This window comes from Bartonella sp. AP150HLJHH, from assembly GCF_042196385.1.
Taxonomy (GTDB): domain Bacteria; phylum Pseudomonadota; class Alphaproteobacteria; order Rhizobiales; family Rhizobiaceae; genus Bartonella.
Window position 1 is genome coordinate 1 of sequence record NZ_JBHIQC010000013.1, and the last position, 15,997, is coordinate 15,997.

At 39.1% G+C, this 15,997-nt stretch carries 9 protein-coding genes; 5 read left to right on the forward strand and 4 right to left on the reverse strand.

Annotated elements, in window-relative coordinates; all coding sequences use genetic code 11:
- Positions 1–1,367: 1,367 nt before the first annotated feature.
- Positions 1,368–2,399, reverse strand: a complete 1,032-nt coding sequence (locus ACFING_RS06315; RefSeq protein ID WP_375630207.1) for a DUF3472 domain-containing protein — start codon at positions 2,397–2,399, stop codon at positions 1,368–1,370.
- Positions 2,400–2,856: 457 nt separating this feature from the next.
- Here ACFING_RS06315 and clpB point away from each other — a divergent pair, with 457 nt between their 5' ends.
- Together clpB and ACFING_RS06325 are read left to right on the forward strand one after the other, a co-directional pair.
- The gene (gene clpB / locus ACFING_RS06320; RefSeq protein ID WP_375611673.1) at positions 2,857–5,436 is read left to right on the forward strand and encodes an ATP-dependent chaperone ClpB; all 2,580 of its coding nucleotides are present in this window, start codon (positions 2,857–2,859) and stop codon (positions 5,434–5,436) included.
- Between the two features lie 836 nt (positions 5,437–6,272).
- Positions 6,273–7,412 carry a hypothetical protein gene (locus tag ACFING_RS06325; protein ID WP_375630208.1) on the forward strand — a complete coding sequence of 380 codons (1,140 nt, stop codon included), beginning with the start codon at positions 6,273–6,275 and terminating at the stop codon, positions 7,410–7,412.
- 250 nt (positions 7,413–7,662) lie between these two features.
- Here ACFING_RS06325 and ACFING_RS06330 read toward each other — a convergent pair whose 3' ends face one another.
- Positions 7,663–8,034 (reverse strand): helix-turn-helix domain-containing protein, encoded by a 372-nt coding sequence (locus tag ACFING_RS06330; protein WP_375630209.1) that lies wholly within the window; start codon positions 8,032–8,034, stop codon positions 7,663–7,665.
- A gap of 770 nt (positions 8,035–8,804) precedes the next feature.
- Positions 8,805–9,176 carry a helix-turn-helix domain-containing protein gene (locus tag ACFING_RS06335; protein ID WP_375630210.1) on the reverse strand — a complete coding sequence of 124 codons (372 nt, stop codon included), beginning with the start codon at positions 9,174–9,176 and terminating at the stop codon, positions 8,805–8,807.
- 578 nt (positions 9,177–9,754) lie between these two features.
- On the opposite strand from ACFING_RS06335, the gene ACFING_RS06340 reads away from it, so the two are divergent.
- The 3 genes from ACFING_RS06340 (at position 9,755) to ACFING_RS06350 (ending at position 13,201) form a co-directional block, all read left to right on the forward strand.
- A complete protein-coding gene (locus ACFING_RS06340; RefSeq protein ID WP_375630211.1) occupies positions 9,755–9,973 on the forward strand; it encodes a hypothetical protein in 219 nt (72 codons plus the stop codon).
- Positions 9,974–10,402: 429 nt separating this feature from the next.
- On the forward strand, positions 10,403–11,638 hold the full coding sequence (locus ACFING_RS06345) for an MFS transporter (protein ID WP_375630228.1): 1,236 nt from the start codon (positions 10,403–10,405) through the stop codon (positions 11,636–11,638).
- Positions 11,639–12,805: 1,167 nt separating this feature from the next.
- Positions 12,806–13,201: a hypothetical protein gene (locus ACFING_RS06350; protein ID WP_375610669.1), complete on the forward strand. Its 396-nt coding sequence runs from the start codon at positions 12,806–12,808 to the stop codon at positions 13,199–13,201.
- A 1,246-nt stretch (positions 13,202–14,447) separates the two neighbouring features.
- Here the strand turns inward: ACFING_RS06350 and ACFING_RS06355 are convergent.
- Positions 14,448–14,819 carry a helix-turn-helix domain-containing protein gene (locus tag ACFING_RS06355; protein WP_375630212.1) on the reverse strand — a complete coding sequence of 124 codons (372 nt, stop codon included), beginning with the start codon at positions 14,817–14,819 and terminating at the stop codon, positions 14,448–14,450.
- Between the last annotated feature and the right edge of the window lie 1,178 nt (positions 14,820–15,997).

Consider the following 15,997-nt stretch of genomic DNA (forward strand, 5'->3'; position numbering starts at 1 on the left):
GGTTGCGAGCGCCCTCGCATTGGTATTCCGGGAGTCTAAAAGTACTGAATCCGAGTCAGTTTTTTTGCTTTTAGTGCGGAAACGCACCTGGACATAGCAAAAACTCCCGGAATTCTAAGGATATTCGCAAAAGTGGGCTCAATTGTACGTTAGGGTTTAGGGCTTTTAGTTCCCTGTTGATCGCTGCGTAGACGATCAAACTTACGATATTTATTCATAAGGCAGTTTTAGAAGGTTGGCAAGAAAAATGAAAAATTTTCTATTCTGTTATACCGTAAAACGGCGCTATTTGAAGGAGGAGTGAAGAGCTTGAATATTCATGATAGGGCTTTGATTTGTTGAGCCTGGTGAAGTGCTGTCGTTTGAGGAGGGTAGTCTGAAGACTGTAAGGGGACTAGGCAAAAAGCTGGGTTCGTTTTCAGAACAGTGTTTACAGAGCGGTGCGGGGTGGTGATGTGGAAATTTTATTTGGCTGACTTCTGTAATAACGTAAAAGCGTTAAAACGTATATCCGTAAAATGATGCGGAGGATTTGTACTGTGTGTATGCTTTTATTTGGCGTGGAATGTGGTGAGAAAACTAGGGGACGCATTTGTGAATGGAGCGGGGAAAGCTGGGATGAAAAGGGGTGTTAAGTGCGTTTTCTGGAGAAGAGTATGTGGAGAATATTTGGAGGAAGGGCTTATTTGTCTTGTCTGATAAAGCGCGTCTTTTGAGGGATGGTGATAATTATATGAAGTGATCAGTAGTCCTTCCCTAGATAAGAAGCTGGATTGTTTACGGACCAGTGTTTATCGAGCGGTGTGGGGTGGTGAATCTTTCGTTGGCTGTTTTCTGTGAATGTGTAAAAGCGTAAAAATGTGAATCTGTAAAAGTGAAGAGGAGGATTTATGGATTTATGCATTGTGCGTGTTTTGGGGGCACGTTGGGTTTTTGCATGGATGGGGTGAGATAAATGGGGGGAGAACGAGAGCTTGTGAATCGAGGAGGGAAGCTGGAATGAAGAGTGCTGTAAGTCGTGAATGTTTGATGGGAGAGAAAAAGGAGTGCGTGGAATGGGAGAGTGCCTATGGACAAGGGGGAGGGTGTGGATAAGAGGCGGGGTAGTTCAGAGGGATGCGTGAAGGGATGGTGTGAGGGTGATAGAAGAGGGAGGTGAGGATTTTATTAAAGGGTGTTGTGGTTTTGAAAGGGGGTGAGAATGGAGAAAATGCGCTGGAAAGTATGATGATGAGGTGAGCTAAAGGGATGAGAGCAGGGCTCGAAAAAATAACTGGGAAAGGGAGCCGTGGTGGGGAAGTGAAAAAAACTTCCTCACCCCCAGTTGTTTTCAAAGGGGAGTGAGGGGCTTATCAAGAAGAAAAAAGTTAGTTTCTTTTCATAATTTTCCAAGTTTTTCCATCAGACATATACATAATCTTTTGACCCGTGGTTATCTTTTGTGTGCCGTGAGTGGTGTGAAGCGTAGAACTAGAAGCCGCTAGATGATCTATAAAGATTGATTTCCACTTAAATGAAGCAGGAGATGGAAAAGAGATATTGGGTGCCCAAGAACGATCTTTTGAACGAATAACGACAAGCTCTTTTTGTTTCAAGATGTTAGAAATTGTTTCTGCAGACAGATCTTTCCCATTGGAAATGGGGACTTCTGGTTTAGCTGTAGGCGAGGCTAAACCTCCAAAGTCGCTTATACTTGTCATACAAAAAGTGAACGTACATGATGTTTGGATGAGGTCAGAATCTCGACACTTTCCTTGATTAGAAACTTTCAGACTCCCTTCGTGTAGCTTGTTTTGTTTTAAGCCATTAGGATCAAAAAAAATCGAACTTTGCGGACTTAAATCATAACAGGAGGAAAGATGTCTCTTCCAACGAGAATGGTCTTCAACAAAACTTGAAGATTTACGGAGTTTGCCAAATGTATTTGGTACTTCTATGGTCCCAATATTCACTTTTTTACCCGTTGTAAAATCGACTACTTTCGCTGTAACTAGATTCTCATTTTTTTCAACATATAATCGATATCTGCGTCCCATCTCCCATGGAAAGTTAATTTCACATCGTACTCCTGAACCTTCCTGAGTAAAATGCTTACATTTATCACCCTTCCATCCCGTTGCATTCCAGATAGAAAAATGAATGGTACGGCTGCTCCTGTTGAAAAAACCAATTTGTCCACTTTTTCCGTTTTGGAATTCAAATTTATTTCCCCAGAAATAGATGGAGTTAGGCCCACCATCGTAATTTACTTGCTGGGTGAACACAAATAGATCAAATAATGCATTTTCAGGCCATTCATGCTCTATTGTAATAACTTTGCCGGCAAAAACGGCATAGCTTGGTTTACTTATTAGAAGGAATAAAAGTATTAAAATAACCTTTTTTACAGTATGGTACATACTCAAATCCTCTATCTTAATAAAAATAGTGTAACTTTATAAGTATTAAAGCACATATTCAATGTTTTGTTAAGTAAAATTAGAGAAAATACTTTAATGTTTACTCTAAACTATATGCTGTAAAGACTACTTTGTTTAAAGTGTTTTTGCATGCTCCTTTTCTGCTGTTCAAATTTAAGTTTAATGGTGGAATTTAGGGGTGATGGTTTAAAAGGGGGAGTGATGATGGGGGGTATAAGAAAAGTTGCGGTTTTTATTTAAAATGATAGCGTATTTTTTTTCTCCCTCTTGCTATGAGGCTTGTAGAAACCCATATTCTTTTTAGCACTATGGTTCTTCTTCTTGCTGCTTTTTTCGCGGTGTTTTTTAGAGGCTGGATAATCCTTTCTGGATGTTTCTTTTGTGGAATATTGGAGAGGTTAAAGTGTGGTGATGGCTTGAGATTTAAGGAAAAAAAATGAACTTGGAAAAATATAGCGAACGCGTGCAGGGTTTTTTACAATCAGCACAAAATAGCGCTCTTGCTTCTGATCATCAGCAGTTTATGCCGGAGCATTTCCTGAAAGTGTTGTTAGACGATTCTCAAGGATTGGCTGCATCGCTTATCCAAAACGCTGGTGGTGATCTTACTCTTATTCAAAAGGCGCTAAAAGAAGCACTTGATGCTTTGCCTAAAGTGCAAGGGGGAAATGGACAGCTCTATCTTTCGCAGCCATTGGCAAAAGTTTTCGCACTGGCTGAGGATATTGCGAAAAAAGCCGGTGATCAGTTTGTGACCGTGGAGCGCATGTTGCAAGCGCTGATCATGGAAAAGACCGCAAAAACAGCCGATATTTTAACAAGTGGAGGATTGACCCCGCAAGCGCTTAATCGGGCAATTAATGCGCTGCGGAAAGGAAAAACAGCAACAAGCCCCCATGCTGAAGGACAATATGATGCCTTGCAAAAATATGCCCGGGATCTCACAAAAGATGCACGTGAAGGAAAACTCGACCCTGTGATTGGGCGGGAAGAGGAAATCCGCCGCACTATTCAGGTGCTTTCACGGCGGACCAAAAATAATCCCGTGTTGATTGGTGAGCCTGGGGTGGGGAAAACAGCTATTGTGGAAGGGTTGGCATTGCGCATTGTTAATGGCGATGTACCTGAAACTTTGCGGGATAAACAGCTTCATGCGTTGGATATGGGAGCGCTTATCGCTGGTGCAAAATATCGTGGGGAATTCGAAGAGCGCCTTAAAGCGGTGCTGGCAGAGGTGCAAGCTGAAAATGGTCAGATCATTTTGTTTATTGATGAATTGCACAATCTTGTTGGCGCTGGAAAATCTGATGGTCCTATGGATGCTTCTAACTTGTTAAAACCTGCTCTTGCACGCGGAGAACTCCATTGTGTGGGCGCTACTACGCTCGATGAATATCGAAAATATGTCGAAAAAGATGCTGCTCTTGCACGACGCTTTCAACCTGTCTTTGTACCGGAACCCTCTTTGGAAGATACTATTTCTATCTTGCGCGGTATTAAGGAAAAATATGAACAACATCACAAAGTGCGCTTGGCTGATAGTGCTTTGATTGCGGCGGCGCGTTTGTCTAACCGCTATATTACAGATCGTTTCTTGCCGGATAAAGCTATTGACCTTATCGATGAAGCGGCGGCGCGGTTGCGCATGCAGGTCGATTCAAAGCCGGAAGAACTCGATGCTGTTGATCGGCGTATTTTACAGTTGAAGATCGAACGGGAAGCTTTGAAAACAGATGTCGAGCCAACAGCAAAAGAACGTTTGGAAAATGTGCAGGAGGAACTGAAAACATTGGAACAACAGTCCGCTGAGATGACAAGTGCTTGGCAGGCTGAGAAACAAAAATTAGGGCATGCTGCTGATTTGAAAAAACAACTCGAAGAAGCTCGTAATGCTTTGGCTATTGCACAACGTGATGGACAATTCCAACGCGCTGGAGAGCTCGCTTATAGCGTTATCCCTGAACTCGAAAAACAATTGAGTATTGCGGAAAATGATGACCAACAAAATCATCTCGTTGAAGAGACGGTTACTGCTGAACATGTGGCGCGGATTGTTTCACGCTGGACCGGTATTCCTGTTGATCGAATGCTGGAGGCAGAACGGGAGGCGCTGTTGCGGATGGAAGATGAAATTAGCAAACGTGTGATTGGGCAGGGAGAGGCTGTGCAAGCTGTTTCTCGCGCGGTACGTCGTGCGCGTGCAGGGTTGCAAGATCCCAATCGCCCGCTTGGCTCTTTCATGTTTTTGGGTCCTACTGGTGTGGGAAAAACCGAATTAACCAAAGCTCTTGCCGCTTTTCTTTTCCAAGATTCCAATGCCATGTTGCGCATCGATATGTCGGAATATATGGAAAAACATGCTGGGGCGCGGCTGATTGGGGCACCTCCTGGATATGTTGGATATGAAGAGGGGGGGGTGCTGACCGAAGCTGTACGTAGAAGACCTTATCAGGTTATTCTGTTTGACGAAATTGAAAAAGCACATCCGGATATCTTTAATCTCTTGTTGCAAGTGTTGGATGAGGGACGCTTGACTGATAGTCAAGGACGTACCGTCGATTTTCGCAATACCTTGCTGATTATGACTTCTAATCTTGGTGCTGAGTTTTTAACTGCTTTGCCTGAAGGGCAAACAACCGATCAGGCAAAAAATGATGTTATGAATGTCGTTAAAGCGGCTTTCCGTCCTGAATTTTTAAACCGTATTGATGAGATTATTCTCTTTCAAAGGCTGCAACGTCACGATATGGAAGCTATCGTCGATATTCAGATAGAACATTTGCAAAATTTGCTCAATGAACGCAAAATAACTTTGCAAATCGAGCCAGAGGTGAGAAAATTTCTTGCCGATAAGGGCTATGATCCGCTCTATGGTGCGCGTCCGCTTAAACGGATTATCCAAAAAGAAATACAAGACCCACTGGCGGAAAATATCTTATTTGGAAAAATTCACGATGAGACAACGGTGAAAATTACAAAACAAGGAGATCGGTTGGAATTTTTGCCTGAAGATTAAGTTTGGAAAAATTCATGGTATAAAGGGCGGTGATAATCCTATTATGTGATAAACACCGCTCTTTGAAGCGTGCTGATTTAGAAAAATTCACGATGAGACAGCGGTATTTTATTGCAAAGCAAAGGGAGTGGCTGGTGTTTTTGCATGTTAAATCAGCGTTTTCGAATATCGTAGGATTCTTTTACTTCTGTTTGTCGTGAAAACTATTTTCTTGCAATGTTATAAGTGAAGTCACAAGCGGGATTGCTTTATTGCTTTGTGCGTAAAAACGTTAAAGAGAAATGCCGTTTATCCGCCGTAAAACATTGCTCTTTGAGGGGGTGTGGGGGATTTTAGACGAAGATATTTTGATGATGGATTGGAGTTTTGCTGTTTAAGAAAAAGGTGGAGGATGCGTAAAATGCACTGCTCTCTCATTTTTTCGGTAATGTGCGTTTTTCTGCTTTAAAATTTTGCTAAAAGTTTTTTTAACTGTTTGATTGATTGCACTCTTGTCGGTGGCTAGTAGATGAGGGAGCATGATTATCTGCACAATCAAGTTTGCTCCTTTGCAGTTTTTTAATCAAGATAAAGACTTAAAAAAAGCTCCCTAACCTGTTTTGGTTAAAATTTTCGCTATTCGTGTTACAAAGACAAGTTTAAGTGGAGGTGTATATTAAAAATATCATCTATATCTTAATTTAGTTTACTTTACTTATTTACCAATAAACTATAATATGGTAAATATTAAGTAAAATAAACAGATAATGAACTTTTTTCAAGAACTTTAATAAGAACTGTATTGGAGTTTATTGATAAAAAGGGTCATTTGAAATTTAAATGGGGGGTATAATCTCATGAAATTAGCTACAAACTTAGCCACAAACAAGGAATTAATTAACAGCTGGTTTGCAAAGGAAGTTAAGAGTTACAATCGGCGTATTCCAGAAGGCTTAAAGGATTTCTACGAGGATAGGAAAGATTCGTTAATAAGTGATGATAAGCTTCAACAGGAAATTTTGGACTCTTTAATACAGCGTATATCGTTAACACCGGATGATTCCAATCCATTAAAGATGTTTCTTGAACAAGGCATTTCTTTTAGGGAGGAGCAAGGGGCGAGAGTTTTTGATACTATTAGAGGTGAGCATTGGATACCTGTTAAAAGTGGAGAAAGCGTTGATCCATTTAAAGTGAATGATCCAAAAATTGACGCATCATCTATACCGGACAAACGAGAAAATACCCATACATTTACGATGACGTGTGATCGAAGAGAGCGTGCTTTTAGAGAAGAGTGTGGGCTGGACAATCTTTTAGAAGAGATTAGATCGTCTGTCCGAGAGCAGGATAATGTTGAGAGTTACAATTGGTTAGAAAAGCTTATTGATCGTGCAGTAAACAGTGAAGTTGCACCGTTACAAGAAACACAAGAAATCTACATTCCAGACATTCGTGATCATCGTTTAGATGAAAAATCATATGAGCTCGCTATAAAAATCATTCGACGAGCAGTCAGATGTCTTGGGATTCGCTCACGTTTGTACAATGCTTGTTATTTTCAAAAAGCTTGTTCTTTGCGTGATCTTGTATTCATTTTTGTCAGCAATGCTCAATTTGATATAAATGCTCTAGTTCTTAACGAAGTCATGAATATATCGACAGTTTGTGACGCTAAAAATAACCTTTTAAAAGTAAAAGATTTTGGTGAGAAAAATAGCGATGTTATTGGTCTTGCTATGTCAAAAAAAGCGATATCTATCGATGACTTAAAAATAAAAAGGTATAGCGAGTTTGATCCAAACAATTTGCGCACGAATATCTTTTTTCATATTTCGCAATCGTCATTATTTCGTCCGTTTGAAACAATGATTGTTTTTAAAGCAGGGACTGATGATCAGATTGAAAAAACAATAAAAAGGTATGAAGGCACCAATGACATGAAGTTAAAAGAAGAAGCAGAGAAAGAAGCTTTAAAAAGAGTAAAAGTGCTATAAAAAGATTAATAGAGGCATTCAAAAGTCATTGGAAAATTATAAGTGACAACAAAAATGCAGCTGATTATCCTATCTGCCATAAAACACCGCTCTTTGAAGGGGTGTGGTGTGCTAGAATATTTGAGGGCAGGGTTTGAGTTATTGAGCCTGATGAAGTGCTGTTGTTTGAGGGGAAGCTGATCTGAATTTGACTTAAGGATGTTTTGTTGTTTGATATATTAACAAATAATGTTGATCGTTGTGCTGTTGCTTAATCAGAGATTAGCCACAAGATTGCTTTTTGTTTTTTCGGCTGGAGTTCTCTAAAATTTTTCAAAAGGGTGTGTTCTTTTTCGCTATAGGTTTCTTGATTGTGGTGTAAGAGAGTTTCTTTTGTTGAGAGATCTTCTTTTGTGGCAATGTCTGCATAAAAAAAGTTCATAGGAACTTCTAGTTTTTGAGCGATTTCCAGTAAACATTTTGCGCTTACACGATTGAAGCCTTTTTCGTATTTTTGGATTTGTTGGAAACTGACACCTAAATGGCTTCCTAATTCTTTTTGGGAAAGCCCTATTGAAATGCGTCTATGACGGATTCTTTTGCCTATCAAAATGTCGATAAAATGTGGATTTCTAGTTGGCACTTCAAGCCCCCCTCCGGTTGCGAGCGCCCTCGCATTGGTATTCCGGGAGCCTGAAAGCACTGACCTCGAATCAGCATTTTGCTTTTAGTGCTCATCGCACCTGGACATAGCAAAATCTCCCGGAATCCCGGGACACCCACAAAAGTGGGTTCATTCTTATGTATCGAGGTTTCGGGCTTTCAGTTCCCTATTGATCGTCGCGTATACGACCAAACTCACCCTTTAAGTAATAAAGTAGTTTCAGAAAATTGGCAAGAAAAATCAAAATAATCTCAAAGACTATAAAATTGGGTACTTTTTAAAAAAGTGCGAAATATGGATTATAAATCGCGTTTTTTGCTTAATCAGAAATGTCGATAAAATGTGGATTTTTGGTTTGCACTTCAAGCCCCCCGCTAGGGGCGAGCGCCCTCGCATTGGTATTCCGGGAGTTAAAAACACTGACTTGACTCAGCTTTTTGCTTTTAGTGCCAAAGCACCTGGACATAGCAAAAACTCCCGGAATTCCGGGATACCCGCAAAGCGGGATAAATTTATGTGTCAAGTCTTCGGGTTTTTAATCCCTATTGATCGTTGCGTAGACGATCAAAATTACACTTTAAGTGATAAAGTAATTTCAGAAGATTGGCAAGAAAAATCAAGAATTTTCTATTCTATTATGCCGTAAAACACCGCTCTTTGAAGGGGTGTGGGGAGCTGATCTGAATTTGACTTAAGGATGTTTTATTGTTTGATATATTAGCAAATAACGTTGATCGTTGCTCTTTTTCCTAATCAGAAATCAACCACAAGATTGCTTTTTGTTTTTTCGGCTGGAGTTCTCTAAAATTTTTCAAAAGGGTGTGTTCTTTTTCGCTATAGGTTTCTTGATTGTGGTGTAAGAGGGTTTCTTTTGTTGAAAGATCTTCTTTTGTGGCAATGTCTGCATAAAAAAAGTTCATAGGAACTTCTAGTTTTTGAGCGATTTCTAGTAAACATTTGGCACTTACACGGTTTAAGCCTTTTTCGTATTTTTGGATTTGTTGGAAACTGACACCTAAATAGTTTCCTAATTCTTTTTGGGAAAGTCCCATGGAAATGCGTCTATGACGGATTCTTTTGCCTATCAAAATGTCGATAAAATGTGGATTTTTAGTTGGCACTTCAAGCCCCCCTCCGGTTGCGAGCGCCCTCGCATTGGTATTCCGGGAGTCTGAAAGTACTGAGCTCTAGTCAGCTTTTTGCTTTTAGTGTTGAGAACACCTGGACATAGCAAAATCTCCCGGAATCCCGGGACACCCACAAAAGTGGGTTCATTTTACGCTAGAGCTTAGGGCTTTCAGTTCCCTCTTGGTCGTTGCGTAGACGATCAAAATTACACTTTAAGTGATAAAGTAATTTCAGAAGATTGGCAAGAAAAATCAATGTGCTATAAAACGGCGTTATTTGGAGGGGGGATGATATCAAGTATATCAATTTCCACATTTAGGTGTTTTTTAGAGTGTGTGGTGAATATTTTTGGCTGGGCTTATCTGTTCTGGTCTGATGAAACAGTCTCGTTTGAGGGGGACGTCTGAAGACTGTAAGGGGTACTAGGCAAAAAGCTGGGTTCGTTTATAGACTGTTGTTTATAGAGCGGTGTGGGGTGGTGAACCTTTCGTCGGTTTCGTTCTGTAAAGATGTAAAAGCGTAAAAACGTATATCCGTAAAAGTGAAGTGGGGGATTTGTGGATTATATATTGTGCGTGTTTTTGGTCACTTTGGGCTTTTGGGGGCGTGGAATGTGGTGCGAGGATTGGGGGGAAGTGTTTTCGTGAATGGAGGGAGACGTTTAGAGGAAGAGGGGTGTTCAGTTGTTAAGTGTGTGATGGGAGAGAAAAAGGGGGAATGGAGGATGAAGAGAGTGCGCATGGATAGGGGGAGAGTGTGGGTAAGGCGGGTGTTGCAAAGAGATGCGTGAAGGATGGCGGCTTTAAGAAGATAGGGTTTGATTTGTTGAGCCTGATGACGTGCTGTCGTTTGAGAAGTGGTTGGGTGTAAGCTTTATTTTGTGGGGAAAGCTGCTTTTTGTTGTGGGATTGTAGACTAGTGCTGGTTGGGAATTTGCATTCTTTGAGACGTGGGGTGGAAGTCAATATAATAATATAGCAGATTTTGATCTCATAATTTTTACATTCTTTCTTTTTTAAAGCAAATAAGAAAGAAAAATTAATATATTACTTGATATTGGTCTAAATGCTTATATCAAGAAGAGTATTTCTTTAAAAGTTTTCACTTAACTTATTAAGCGATTTGTTAGAGTAAACAACTCTTTTGAAGTTCATATCACCAATTGTAGCGAAGGAAGTGTAACTTTAAGTGTAGAAAAGTTTAATATCGGATGGTTGATATGAATTTGTTTTTAAAAAAGAGTCCATTAGCTCTTTTTTGCTCTCTCTTTATTTCCAAAGTTGGTGATTATGCTTATGAAGTTGTTTTTATTTTACTGGTCTTAGAATTAACAGATAACACCTTTTTTACAGGTCTTGTGTATTTTTTTCGATTTATCCCTTTTCTCTTTTTGGGCCCTATAGGAGGTTGGTTAGCGGATAATTTTTCTTTGAAGAAAAATATGATCTTAAGTGAAGTTGTGAGATTATTAGCTTCATTGTTTGTTTTTATAACTTATATAACAGGTACGGCACATATCATTGTTCTTATTTTTGCAGCAATATGTACAACGATAGGAAGAAGTATTTTCCAACCAAGTTTTCAAGCTGCTATTCCCAGAATGTTTTCAATAAAAGATCTTACAAAGGCCAATAGCATTGCTCAAATTATCATGGAAACGGCAGCCGTCATTGGCCCTTTGGTTTGTTCTATACTGCTTTTTTTTGCAAATAAATCGGCAGTACTCATTTTTGATTTTTTTACCTATTTTATATCTATTATCGTGTTATTTAATCTCATGAATTTAAATTCAAGCGAGAATAAATCATTCAATTTTATAAAAATTTATCGAGAAACAGCTTCATATCTTAAATATATTTCTACAGAAAATAATAATTTATTTATTACGCTCGTTGGATCGTCGTTTGCTATTCTCTTTACGGGTGCTATTTTAAGATTTTTAATTCCAGCTTTTGTTCTTTTTGTGGGGGGAGAGGAAAGCCTTGTGAGTTATATTTTTTCTCTCATGGCTGTTGGAACTATTGTTGGTGGTTTGTTCTATAGTAAAATTATATTAAATATTACATCGTTGAAGCTCATGATATTTTGGCTTCTTTATGGGGTTATTCTGTTTGTTATGCCCTTAGCTGCAGAAATTTATTTAAAATTCCTTCTCGTGTTAGCATTTGTTCTAGGATTTATTGGTGCCTTTGTGGATATTGGTTTAGTCTCAGCTATTCAATTATATTCTCGTCGTGAAGATTTTGGTAAGAGCTTTGGAACCTTTTCAACTTTAGCAAACTCTGCGGAAGCAATGTCTGGCTTTATTGCTGGACTTTTGGCTCTCGTGGGATTGTTAAGCTCTTTTTTAGCGATGTCCGCATTAATTATTTCCACGGGAATTATTGGCGTTGTAAAAATTAAGAAAAATAAAGAGTTAACACCTCTTAACACGACAGTCGATGACGACCATTGATATATTTTATATCTCCATGCCGTTTCTTTTTTCTAAAGACGGTTCGCTCATTATCTTATTCATGAGGTAAAAACACCGCTCTTTGAAGGGGGGTGATCTGAAACGAATGAGTGGTCAGTGGTGGAAATTTGCTAGGCAAGCATTTGAATTCTTTACAGACCGTTGTTTATAGAGTGGTACGGGGTGGATGAAGCTTTCCTTGGCTTTGTTCTGTAATGATGTAAAAGCGTAGAAATGTGAATCTGTAAAAGTGAAGTGGGGGATTTGTGGTTTATATATTGTGCGTGTTTTTGGTCATGATATGGAGGGGTGAGAAGGATTGGGGGAAGTGTCTTCGTGAATGGAGGGGAAATGAAGGGTGCTGTGCGTTGGTTGGAGAAGAGAGTGTGATTTGAGGGGGATGAAAGAAAGTGAGTGTGGGTAGTGTTAGGATGGTGTGTCTAAGAGGTGGTGGTGCGAACGGATGAAGGATAGCGTGAGGGGGCATCTTCCCCTTGAGATGGAGAAAGAATGAAAAGAGGTGGAGATAAGCTTGCTTGTGGAATTTAAGTTGTGAAGTGTTTTGTTTTTATCAAATTGTTGCGTGGTGTTTTGGAAATTTCATTCGTTGCTTTGAGGTAGAGCTTCACAATTGTCTCAAAAAACACATAAAACAACTAATGATGAGCGTAAATGAAAAACCAAAAAAGAAACAACATCGGTAAAAATTGGTAGATAGTGGGGGAAAGTCGGGATCTAAATGGCTCGTAAAAGCCTAGATATTCAAACAATAATTATTCTTCGATCAAGTTATAATTTCAATGATATGGGGATAAAAATATCATTTTTATTGCTTGGAAAGTCATCCAAAGTCTGTACTTCTTTACTGATAAATTTGTCTTAAATAATATGTAATGCAACACACCATGAAAGTAAGTATACATATACTATATGTATACTACATGCTTTACATGTGTTTTTTCGTACTTTTAACATATATATTTTGTGTCTTAAACATAAGCTTTGAGTACTATGAGAGATGGTGGTCGTTTTTTTAACAAGCGAGAAAGTGATTAACTAATGCTTGATAGTAAAGCAGTATGTTGTTAAGGCTATTCTTTGAAAGGAGGCTCTTATTTCTGGTGTAGGAGCTTCTCAGAAGAGAATGCAATTAATAGGGGAGTTAAGATGTCAAAATATTTATTTCCGTTACCGCTTGTATTGGTGGCTGGTTGTGCATCTATCAGTAATTATTCATCAAGTTATGTCAGTCCAAATATTACGAAAGATGATGTAAAATTAATTGCTAACGATTTTGTTCGTAATCTTAAAAAACCTTTACCGCCCGCTACAACAACACTTATTGTGAAAAAAAATAAAACAGAAGACAACTTTACTCCTGTATTTATTGATCTCTTGCGACGGAATGGATATAACGTGATCTATACAGATCAACCAAACAAACAGCAAAATGGTGTAATCTTGACTTATCAAATAACGCCAATAAAGACAGGTATCATGTCTATGGTTTCTTATGATGAGGTTGGAGTAACGCGTTATTATATCCGCACTTATAATCGATGAAACCCCTTTACCGGTTTGTCTCAAAAAAAGTAGATAATGAAGAAATGTGTTTCAGGGGAAGTGTTGGGATTGAATTAATCAATAAAAATTTGCAGATATGAAAATTGCATATTCAGATGACAGTTATTCGTCGTCTCGTTTACAATTTCAGTGTTGTAACGAAGAAAGATGTCGTTTTATCTGTTTACAATCCTTCATGTTCTGTCTCAGTTATATAGCGCTTTTATCGTTTCTGTCTTATAGAAAATTACTTTCTGTTCTACGGCTCTATATGCCAATCTAATAGTGAGATCTAAACAATCAAATTCATATGAACTCTTTACAGAAATCTGTTGTTTGAGATTGTTGGAAAGGTGTTTTGTTTTTATCAAATTGTCGCGTGGTGGTTTGGGAGTTTCCTTTGGCTGCGTTCTGTAAAGATGTAAAAGCGTAAAAATGTGAATCTGTAAAATGAAGGGGAGGATTTGTGCTTTGTGAGAGCTTTTATCATGGCATGGAATGTGGTGCGAGGATTGGGGGAAGTGTCTTCGTGAATGGAGGAGAAAGTTGGGATGAAGAGTGTTGTTGAAGTGCGTTTTCTGGAGAAGAGTGTGTGGGGAATGGCTGTGAACAGATTGCAGAGCTGATGTGTAAAGAGATGTGAAGAGAGAAAAATTGTGGTTGGCGTTTATATTCTATGCGGAGCTTAACAATTATAGTTGCATCTATATTTGTATGGGGGACATTCGTGAAGTGGGTGTGAGAAGCATTGAGAGGTGTTTTTTTTTAATAAGTGGGTGAATGAGCAATACAATGAAAGCCTATTTAGAGGGGAAATCCTATTTAGAGGGGAAGCCCATTTAGAGGGATGCCTATTTAGGAAAAATCCTATTTTAGCTCTTGTTGTTTTAGACATTGTGTTTTGTATGAGGGGCATTTTGCAGGAAAGGTGTTTTGAGGGATGTGGCTCCCTTAAAGAAAAATACAAAAATATCAAAAGAAAAATATAAAAACTTGACAAGGTAAATGTAAAAAGGTATCATAATGATACAATCGGAATTGTGCGTTTAAATCAGATGAGATCTTTTGATAAGATTCTGTGAGAGGGGTGGGGATGTTTTTCCGAGGTTTTGGTGTTTTTATCCTATTTTGAAGTTTGTTATCCTATGATGTCGTAAACCGTTTTTTGAGATGTGGTGATATCAGGCGGGCAAGGCTTTAGGCAGAGGGGAATATTGGCAAAGGATGTCGATTGATGCGCTTTTGCCTAATCAGAAATTAACCACAAGATTGCTTTTTGTTTTTTCGCTTCGAGCTCTCTAAAGTTTTTCAAAAGTGCGTGTTCTTTTTCGCTGTATGTGTCTTGATCGTGGTGTAAGGCATGTTCTTTTGTGGGAATATCTGCTTTTATCGCAATATCGGCATAAAAAAAGGTAATGGGAACTTTTAAGATATTGGCAATTTCTTGTAAACGTCCTGCGCTTACACGATTGAAGCCTTTTTCATATTTTTGGATTTGTTGGAAACTGACACCTAAATGGCTTCCTAATTCCTTTTGAGAAAGTCCCATTGAAATGCGTCTGTGACGGATTCTTTTACCTATTGAAATGTCATTAAAATGTGAATTTTTAGTTTGCACTTCAAGCTCCCCTCCGGTTGCGAGCGCCCTCGCATGAGTATTCCGGGAGTTTGAAAGCACTGAGCTCAGCCAGCCTTTTGCTTTTAGTGCTGACAAGCACTTGGACATAGCAAAAGCTCCCGGAATTCCGGGATACCCGCAAAGCGGGATAAATTTATGTACTGAGCGTTCGGGCTTTCAAATCCCTATTTGACCGTTGCGTGGACGATCAAAAACACAGATCAATTCATAAGGCAATTTCAGAAGATTGGCAAGAAAAATCAAAATAATTTCAAAGACTATAAGATTGGGTACTTTTTAAAAAAGTGCGAAATCTGGATTTTTAGTTTGCACTTCAAGCTCCCCTCCAGTTGCGAGCGCCCTCGCATGAGTATTCCGGGAGGTTGAAAGCACTGAACTCAAATCAGCTTTTTGCTTTTAGTGCTGACAAGCACTCGGACATAGTAAAAACTCCCGGAACTCCGGGATACCCACAAAGTGGGGTAAATTAACGTTTGAGTTTTCGGGCTTCAACTCCCTATTGATCGCTGCGTAGACGATTAAGGCACCTTTTGAGTGATAAAGTAATTTCAAGGGATTGGCAAGAACAATTAAAAGATTTGGAAAATGAGAGCATTTTTTTGTATCTTAAAAATTATCTCATTATATTCTTATGCCTTATGCCTTATGCCTTATGCCTTATGCCTTATGCCTTATGCTGTAAAATATTGTCATTTGAGGTAGGGTGAGATGGGGCATTAGAGGCAAGGATATGCCGTCGAGGGACCTTCAAGCATATCAATAATTCGGGTATATCAATAAGGTGCTTTTTGTGAGAGTGTCTGGATATTGGAGGGTAGGGGTTATCTGTTCGTGTCTGGTGAAACAGTATTCTTTGAGGGGTGGTGAGAGGTGGTTGCCCAAATGCAATATACGCGATAAAAGTGGGATTGTTAACAGACTCTTGTTTATTGAGTGGTGGGTTAGTTTGGAAATTTCGTTTGGCTGCTTTCTGTAAAGATAGAAGAGCGTAAAAACGTGAATCTGTAAAAGTGAAGTGAAGAATTTATGCATTGTATGCTTTTGTCTTGACATGGAATGGGGGGAAAGGACTGGGGAACAAGTCTGCAAATGAAGTCGAAAGCTAGGATGCAGAATGTGAAAATTGGCACTGTGGGAGAAGCTTTTTGGTGTGTGTG

What these genes read in the sequence shown, in the direction of transcription:
- ACFING_RS06315 (WP_375630207.1), bottom strand. Translation starts at nt 2,399, where the DNA reads ATGTACCATACTGTAAAAAAGGTTATTTTAATACTTTTATTCCTTCTA.
- clpB (WP_375611673.1), top strand. Translation starts at nt 2,857, where the DNA reads ATGAACTTGGAAAAATATAGCGAACGCGTGCAGGGTTTTTTACAATCA.
- ACFING_RS06325 (WP_375630208.1), top strand. Translation starts at nt 6,273, where the DNA reads ATGAAATTAGCTACAAACTTAGCCACAAACAAGGAATTAATTAACAGC.
- ACFING_RS06345 (WP_375630228.1), top strand. Translation starts at nt 10,403, where the DNA reads ATGAATTTGTTTTTAAAAAAGAGTCCATTAGCTCTTTTTTGCTCTCTC.
- ACFING_RS06350 (WP_375610669.1), top strand. Translation starts at nt 12,806, where the DNA reads ATGTCAAAATATTTATTTCCGTTACCGCTTGTATTGGTGGCTGGTTGT.